The organism is Flavobacterium aurantiibacter (assembly GCF_002251775.1).
GTDB classification, from domain to species: domain Bacteria; phylum Bacteroidota; class Bacteroidia; order Flavobacteriales; family Flavobacteriaceae; genus Flavobacterium; species Flavobacterium aurantiibacter.
In genome coordinates this window covers 1-8,199 of the sequence record NZ_NOXX01000130.1, presented here as the reverse complement: position 1 = coordinate 8,199, position 8,199 = coordinate 1, and the positions used below count along the sequence as shown (strand labels likewise).

6 protein-coding genes are annotated in these 8,199 nt (G+C 42.1%); 4 read left to right on the top strand and 2 right to left on the bottom strand.

Annotated features, from left to right (window positions below):
• Window positions 1-281 precede the first annotated feature (281 nt).
• A complete protein-coding gene (recG, locus tag CHX27_RS02460) occupies window positions 282-2,405 on the bottom strand; it encodes an ATP-dependent DNA helicase RecG (protein WP_317048267.1) in 2,124 nt (707 codons plus the stop codon).
• 57 nt (window positions 2,406-2,462) lie between these two features.
• Between recG and CHX27_RS02455 the strand changes: the two genes are divergently transcribed.
• Window positions 2,463-4,544 (top strand): M1 family metallopeptidase, encoded by a 2,082-nt coding sequence (locus tag CHX27_RS02455; protein WP_094485181.1) that lies wholly within the window; start codon window positions 2,463-2,465, stop codon window positions 4,542-4,544.
• Window positions 4,545-4,566: 22 nt separating this feature from the next.
• Here the strand turns inward: CHX27_RS02455 and CHX27_RS02450 are convergent, their stop codons facing one another.
• On the bottom strand, window positions 4,567-5,181 hold the full coding sequence (locus tag CHX27_RS02450) for a chromophore lyase CpcT/CpeT (protein ID WP_094485180.1): 615 nt from the start codon (window positions 5,179-5,181) through the stop codon (window positions 4,567-4,569).
• 118 nt (window positions 5,182-5,299) lie between these two features.
• Between CHX27_RS02450 and menA the strand changes: the two genes are divergently transcribed.
• From menA to CHX27_RS02435, 3 genes are read left to right on the top strand one after another with little or no spacing between them, the layout of a single operon-like run.
• Complete coding sequence (menA, locus tag CHX27_RS02445) at window positions 5,300-6,244, top strand: 1,4-dihydroxy-2-naphthoate octaprenyltransferase (RefSeq protein WP_094485179.1); 945 nt, start codon at window positions 5,300-5,302, stop codon at window positions 6,242-6,244.
• Window position 6,245: 1 nt separating this feature from the next.
• Complete coding sequence (locus tag CHX27_RS02440) at window positions 6,246-6,923, top strand: metal-dependent hydrolase (protein WP_094485178.1); 678 nt, start codon at window positions 6,246-6,248, stop codon at window positions 6,921-6,923.
• Window positions 6,924-8,108 carry a tetratricopeptide repeat protein gene (locus CHX27_RS02435; RefSeq protein ID WP_094485177.1) on the top strand — a complete coding sequence of 395 codons (1,185 nt, stop codon included), beginning with the start codon at window positions 6,924-6,926 and terminating at the stop codon, window positions 8,106-8,108.
• The last annotated feature ends 91 nt before the right edge of the window (window positions 8,109-8,199 follow it).

Here is an 8,199-nt window from a genome sequence, read left to right as displayed (position 1 = left end):
TAAAAAATTAGGATTTTATTTGTAAATCAACACAGAATCTTTTGGCGCTACGGTATTTCCATTATGCGTTCGCCGGAAAGATATAGCGAATGGCGCGACGGCGGTTCGGTGATCCGTTTGCGAAGCGGTATGATTGCACCGCCGGCACCCCCCATAAAAATACTGGTATATCTTACAAACACACGTTGCCCATTTTAGTTAAAAAACAGAAATTCTTGTACTTGATTTCAAATCTGTTTTATTGAATATCAGGCACTAAAAAGCGACATTAAATCCCGCCGCTACGAAATAAAATTCCACAAATTTTTATCCTGCATTAGTCGGCCTAAATGTTGACGCGTGCTTTCGTGTTCCGGCAAAACCAATCCCGGATCGGTTTGGAGTAGGCGCGTGGCAAAAACGCGTGCCTGTTGTAACACCGCCTTATCTTTAACTAAATCGGCTATTTTCAATGCCAAGACACCACTTTGCTGCGTGCCCATTAAATCGCCCGGACCGCGCAATTCCAAATCAACTTCCGCAATTTCAAAGCCATCGTTGGTGCGAACCATCGTTTCCATGCGCTTTTTGGCTTCTTTCGATAACTTGTTACCGGTCATCAGTATACAGAAACTCTGTTCGGCACCGCGACCCACACGTCCGCGTAATTGATGCAATTGCGAGAGCCCGAAACGTTCGGCATTTTCGATAACCATTACGCTGGCATTCGGCACGTTAACACCAACTTCAATCACCGTGGTGGCAACCATAATCTGGGTTTGCTTTTCGATAAAGCGCTTCATTTCAAAGTCTTTTTCGGCGGGTTTCATTTGTCCGTGCACAATCGAAATGGCGTAATCCGGTAAAGGAAACTCCCGACTTAGTGTATCAACGCCTTCCATCAAATCTTTTAAATCGAGCTTTTCCGATTCGCGAATTAACGGATACACTACGTAAATCTGGCGTCCTTTCGCAATTTCGCTACGCATAAAATGATACAAATTGCCCCGTGCCGACTCAAATTTATGCAGCGTTTGGATGGGCTTTCTACCGGGCGGCAGTTCGTCGATTACCGAAACGTCTAAATCGCCGTAAAGCGACATCGCCAAGGTGCGCGGAATAGGAGTGGCGGTCATAACCAAAACATGCGGCGGAACCACACTTTTCTGCCACAGTTTTGAACGCTGCGCCACGCCAAATCGGTGTTGCTCGTCGATTATCGCTAATCCCAACTGTTTGAACTGTACCGTATCTTCGATAAGTGCATGCGTGCCAATGAGCATATCCAACGAACCGTCGAGCAGCATTTCGTGAATTTCTTGGCGCTGCGCTTTTTTGGTCGATCCGGTTAACAGCCGTATGTTCAAACCGGCAGGTTTCGCCAATTCGGTCAAACCGGAAAAATGCTGATTCGCCAGAATTTCGGTCGGCGCCATCAAGCACGATTGAAAGCCGTTGTCTTTGGCTAAAATCATGCACAACAAAGCCACTATGGTTTTTCCACTGCCTACATCGCCTTGCAACAATCGGTTCATTTGCGCACCTGTTGCCATGTCTTTGCGAATTTCTTTAACCACACGTTTTTGCGCATTCGTTAATTCAAAGGGCAAATGATTGTGGTAAAACGTATTGAAATTCTCGCCAACCGAATTAAAAACATAACCTTTAATACGCTGTTTTTGGACGATATTTTTCGTGATAAGCTGCAATTGAACAAAGAAAAGTTCTTCGAATTTCAACCGACTTTCGGCTTTCGTTAATTGATCGGGCGACTTTGGAAAGTGCATCGCAACCATCGCTTCGCTTTTTGAAACCAATCGCAATTCTTTTCGAATTTCCAGCGGCAAATTCTCTTCAAACGGTTGGTTTGCCATCGAAAAGGCGTGCTCTAAAGCTTTGGAAAAAATCCGATTGCTGATGCCGCGGTTGTTCAATTTTTCGGTACTCGGATATACAGCTTGCAAGCCCGATTTTAAACCTATTTTGTGTTCTTCCAACGATTCGATTTCGGGATGCGGCATCGAATACGTATTGTTGAAATATTGTAATCGTCCGAAAATTACCATAGGTTTTCCGGGAATTAGCTTTTCAATGAGGTATTTATATCCTTGAAACCAAACCAATTCCATAACACCTGTTGCATCGGCAAACGAGGCCACCAAGCGTTTTCTGTTTTTTCCGAACGGAACTTCTTTTATACTGGTGATTTGACCAATAATTTGTACTTCGGCAAGCGATTGTTGTAGCTCGTTAATCTTGTAGTAACGCGTGCGATCGAGGTAGCGGTTCGGAAAAAAATACAATAAATCTTGAACCGTTGCTATTCCCAATTCTTGACGAATAACAACAGTGCGCTGGGGGCCAACGCCTTTTAGAAACTCGATGGATAATTGTAGTAAATCGGCTTGCATCAAAAGCGAAGATATATTTTTTCGCTTGTACTCGGATGCGGTTTTTCCGTAATATTTTTCGAACTTTCCCACATGAAAAAGTTGCTAATTTTCCTTGTACTGAGTTGTTTTAGTTTTTCCATGAAAGCGCAATCGCAAACCGATTTCCTTTCCGCAAAAGCCACACTGCAATTCGACTTTGAAAAACAGTCGGTTTTTGGCTCGGTTTCCTATAAAATAAAGGTTTTAAAACCTATGGATACCTTGAAAATTGACGCCAAATCGATGCAGTTTTCCGATGTGCTCCTGAACAAGAAAGTTGCCGTTTTCCAAAGCTCCAAAAAAGCACTTCTCTTACCTGGAACATTCAAACCTGGGACGTATCATTTACAATTCAATTATTCGGCAACGCCGCGTCAGGCTTTGTACTTAACGAATATCAATAATCAGCAGCAAATTTTCTCGCAAGGACAAGGGAAATATACGAGTCACTGGTTTCCTAGTCCAGACGACCAACGGGATAAACTCACGTTCGACGTTTCGTTCATCTGCGAAAGCGGAAAAACAGTAATTAGCAACGGCGCACTAAAATCGAAAACCAATGTTGCCGGAAAAACTCAGTGGAATTACGGCTTTAAGAAACCCATTAGCGCCTATTTATTTGCTATTGCTGTGGGCGATTTTGCCAAAATAGACGTACCTGCGATTAATAAAACAAAACGCGAGATGTATGTAAAAAGTAGCGAAACTCATTTAGTGGAAAGTACGTACCAACATCATAGCGAGATATTTACGTTTTTGGAGCGGAAAATAGGTTTACCGTATCCTTGGGAAATTTACCGACAAGTTCCGTTAGAAGATTTCTTGTATGCGGGTATGGAAAACAATACCTGTACGTTTTTTGCACAAGATTATGTAACCGATGCTGTTGGCGCGCACGACAAACCGTATGCCAATGTGCATGCTCACGAATTGGCGCATCATTGGTTTGGCAATTTGGTTACTGCCGAAAATCCGGAAGATCACTGGCTTCACGAAGCATTTGCCACGTATTACGCTCTGTTGGCAGAACGCGAATTGTTTGGCGATACGTACTTTTCGTTTGCTTTATTAGAATCGGCGCGCGATATAGCGGCATTTCACAAAAAGAAACCGGAAGCTGTGGTGAGTACAGGAGCTAGTTCGCTGACGTATTATCAAAAAGGCGCTTGGTGTTTGTTCTATTTGAATCGGCTTTTGGGTGATGAAGCGTTTGATAAGATTGTGAATGTGTATTTAAAAACCTATGCGTACAAGACGGCAACAACCGCAAATTTCTTGGATTTAGTTAAGAAGAATTCGAAAATCGATGTTTTAAATTTCGAGAAGAACTGGTTGCGAAATCCGAATTTCGATACGGCCGAAGCATTGAATACGCTCAAGAAATTTAGTCCTGACGTACGTGAGTATTTGGAAACCTCGGCTATCGTTAACGGAAAAGATATTTCAACTGAAGCTTTACGTAATGTGTATAAGGCATCAAATATCAGTGAAATACGTAGAGAAGTTTTACTGCAAGCCGACAAGCTAAATGAAGCAGATCGTTACGAGTTAATCAAGCTAGGTATTGCGGATATCGATTGGGAAAATAGGCAATTGGCTTTGGCTTTAACGGATTCGATTGCGAAAGGCGATTGCGATTTATTTGCAAAAACTTTGGCTGATTCGTCGTACGTAACGAGAGAAATTGCTTTGAAGAAATTATACCTGTATTGTCCGGAACAGCGCATGGCGTATTTGGATGCTTTGAAAGATCAAAACGGTTTGCACGATTACAACGTTCGCATTTTTTGGCTGACATTGGCTTTGAAGTCGAAGTCGGGCAGTAGTGAAATGCAGCTTAAATATTACGACGAGTTGTTGCGTTACGCGGGCGAAGATCAGCCAACCGAACGCCGACAAAACGCATTTACGGCGCTCTTCTTTTTAGATGCGTCGGATAAGGCAACATTGCGTTTACTGCCTACAGGTTTGTCGAATCATCGTTGGCAGTTTGTAAAGTTTTGTCGAGATAAGATTCGCGAATTACTGCAGCAAGAAAAATACAGGCTGTTTTTCGAGTCGGAATTAGCGAATTATAGTCCGCGTGTCGGCGCTGAGCTCAAGCGATTGTTGGAGGAGAAGAAAACAAATTAAATCGCTTGTTTGTACAAATTAGCTAATTCACCTTCAAAAATTCATAACCGCCTTTTTCAGCGCCCCAAACTTGCTTTCCAGCGGCGTCAAATCCTTGGTCCCAAGACAAAATACTGTTTTTAGTAACGGTAACTTTTGATGTTGCATATGAGGCGCCGCGCAGTTCACTTGGGCACGACTTTTCGCCAGTAGCTCCGCGAAAGGTGTTCTTTGAAACGCGTTCTAACACTACTTCGCAACCGCTTTTTAACTCTAAATCGGCTTCTGTTAACGCATCAAAAAGAGTCGGATCTGTATATTTTCCAATCCACGCTTTTTCGTCTTTCAAAGTATAAATTTCACTTACAATCTTCCCATCGGGGCGTTCCGAGAGTTTATAAATTCGAACGCGATACGGTTTGTCTTGTTTTGAAGCCATGGCTTGTTCTACATACAAAAAAGCGCCTTTCGATTTCCAAATAGGCGTCATGCGTAGTGAAATATTGAAATATGTGCTGTCTTTTTTCGATTGTAATTCAGAAGTATAATGACCTTGCATGATTTCCACCAAGTTTTTAAATGCTTTCGAAGGCTTTTGGCTTTGCGCGGAAAGGAAACTACTACTCAATAAAACAAGGAATACCAATATTTTTTTCATAATCTAGAAATTTGGTCAAAGATAAGCAGAGCAAATAATTCTAAAAGATAAATTGATGGTAACAAAACACAATTGCATTTTTACTTTGTAAGTTTGTAGCAACTAACTTTTCCTGTACATGAAACATTGGATCGAAGCAGCACGAGTACGAACTTTACCGCTGTCTGTTTCCGGAATAATCCTAGGAAGCTTTTACGCCATTTCGCACGCAACGTTTAATTGGTGGATTGTAACTTTCGCACTAACAACCACCTTAGGTTTACAAATCCTGTCAAACTTTGCCAACGATTACGGCGACGGTGTAAAAGGCACCGATAATCAAGACAGAATCGGACCCCAACGCGCCATTCAAAGTGGTATTATTTCGCCAGCGGAAATGAAACGTGCCATGATTCTAACTTCAGTTTTAACGTTTATTTCTGCCGTAACACTAATTTATTTTTCGTTTAAAGATCGCTACCTCTGGTTTAGTCTCGTGTTTTTGATCTTAGGCGGACTAGCCATCGCATCAGCTATTCGTTACACTGTTGGATCATCTGCCTACGGATATCGCGGTCTGGGCGATGTTTTTGTCTTCATTTTTTTCGGCTGGGTGAGTACAATTGGTATTCATTTTATGTTTGTGAAAGAACTCGACGCCCAACTTTTCCTGCCGGCAACCGCCATAGGTTTTTTAAGCGTTGCCGTTTTAAATCTCAACAACTTACGCGATCAAATTTCTGATGCAGCGGCCGGCAAACGAACTTTAATTGTAAAACTTGGCGCTAATTTCGGTCGTAAGTACCACTACTTTCTAATTTTATCATCGCTAATCCTGGTTTTAATATTCGCCTATTTGCAAGAATTTCAGTTAGATCAATACTTGTTTTTACTTGCCTACATTCCTTTGCTTTTACATTTAAAACGCTTCTCAGCCATTTCAAAACCAGCCGATTACGATCCGGAGCTAAAAAAAGTAGCTCTTTCCACATTTGCACTTTCAGTTTTATTGGCACTTTCGCTAATTTTCTTCTTCCAAGACATCTTTATTCAAATCTTTAAATCTATTTTTAACGCTTTATAATATGAAAATTACGTACTTAGGACATGCATCGCTTGCTATTGAGGTTAATGGTGTTTCCATTTTGGTCGATCCGTTTATTAGTCCAAATCCTTTGGCAGCACACATCGATATCAACGCATTGAAAGCAGATTTCATTTTACTTACGCATGCACACGGCGATCACGTGGCCGATGTTGAGGCTATCGCAACACGTACACAGGCAACCATCGTATCGAACTTTGAAATTGCCGATTATTACGGTAAGAAAGGCTTAAATCACCATCCGATGAATCACGGCGGAAGCTGGAAATTTCCGTTTGGAACCGTGAAATATGTAAATGCAATTCACTCTAGTGCGTTTCCCGACGGTACCTACGGCGGAAATCCTGGAGGATTTGTCATTGAAGCGGCTGGAAAAAGCATTTACATTTCGGGCGATACTGCGTTGACGTTCGATATGAAATTAATTCCGCTTCGAACTAAACTCGATTTGGCAGTATTTCCGATTGGTAACAACTTTACGATGGATGTAGCCGATGCAGCTATTGCAGCCGACTTTGTAGAATGCAACAAAGTGTTGGGCATACATTTTGATACGTTCGGATACATAACCATCGATCACGAAGCAGCAAAACAACATTTTGCCGAAACAGGTAAAGAGTTAATCTTGCTTCCAATTGGCGATACAATCGAGATTTAAATGAAAAAAATACTGTTCGCTTGTTTACTTCTCTCCGGAGCTAGCTTTGGGCAAAATGCTACAGGATTTTGGGACAAAGACCGTTCGTTTACCAAAGAAATTAAGTTAAAAGCAGGCGACAGGCAGGTGGTGGCAGTTACTGATTTTCCGACCGGAACTACCGAATTTGTGTACCGAATCACGGTTCTCGACGAAAATCAGCAACTGTCAAACAACCTTTTTTCGTTATTAAAATCGATTCCCGATCCGAGCGGAATCAGTCAGGGAGCTGCGGGTGGTGTATTTCTACTCTCAAAAGTGAATGGAAGCGATAAATGCCGTTATGCGCTGTTTGGCGATGCTGCCGATGCCGACAAATTTCAGAAAACGGGAACCTTGAAAAACGCGTGTTATGCCGCAACCGACGCACTTTCAAAAGATGCGGGTCGCTTGTTTGGCAAGAACTTTTCCTGTACAGCCAAAAAATTATATATCGGTGTTGAAAGCGACAATTGGTTGTTTTCGCAAAAAATTGTTTTGGAAGTTGTGCCTTGGGTTGATGCTCGTAAAAGCAGCGGTTGGACAGCAGCGCGTAAAAAAGAGATCATCGCTCTAGCAAAAGAGGGAGGAGTTGCCAATAAAATGTTACAGCCAAACGAATTTTGCAGTTGTATTTTAGAGAAAATTTCGGCGCAGTACACCTATGAACAGTACACCGAATTGCTCGCCGAAGAGAAAATGCGTTTGTACAGCAAGTCGGGAAGTTTGTGTTTGTCGCAAAAAGAAAGTAACGCCGGAATTCTCGCCGCAATTCGCAAAGATGTTCAGCAATATATTGACAAAGAGCAGTTTGAAAAAGCTATAAGTTTGCTGGAAACAACCATTTTCGAATACAAATTGCAAAAAACCGAAGATGTTAACAGCCTGGCACGTGCGTTTATTTTTTCCAAGCAATTCGATAACGCACTTCAGATTTTCGCGGCTAATCCGAGCCTGAGCAATGTTGAAACTAAAATACTCCACGGCCATGCACTTTTGCTGACAGGCGAGAAGCAAGAGGCAGTAGATAAATACAAATCGGTTATTAAACAGCAAGTTAGTTCAAAAATCAGCGCGCGTAAACTTATCGAATCCGATTTCGCGCAATTCGCAAAATGGAAAGAAATAGACACCAATTTTGAGCGTATTTTAAGCAAGCTCGATTAATTCAGCGGCCTAACTGCAGTAATTTCTCATTATTTCATTTCGTTTTTTTGGGCGCGCCGGCAAACGAGTCGTCGCTGCGCAAAAAGTGTGC

Excerpts from the sequence above, each read along its gene's own strand:
- CHX27_RS02455 (WP_094485181.1), top strand. The coding sequence starts at position 2,463 with ATGAAAAAGTTGCTAATTTTCCTTGTACTGAGTTGTTTTAGTTTTTCC.
- CHX27_RS02450 (WP_094485180.1), bottom strand. The coding sequence starts at position 5,181 with ATGAAAAAAATATTGGTATTCCTTGTTTTATTGAGTAGTAGTTTCCTT.
- menA (WP_094485179.1), top strand. The coding sequence starts at position 5,300 with ATGAAACATTGGATCGAAGCAGCACGAGTACGAACTTTACCGCTGTCT.
- CHX27_RS02440 (WP_094485178.1), top strand. The coding sequence starts at position 6,246 with ATGAAAATTACGTACTTAGGACATGCATCGCTTGCTATTGAGGTTAAT.
- CHX27_RS02435 (WP_094485177.1), top strand. The coding sequence starts at position 6,924 with ATGAAAAAAATACTGTTCGCTTGTTTACTTCTCTCCGGAGCTAGCTTT.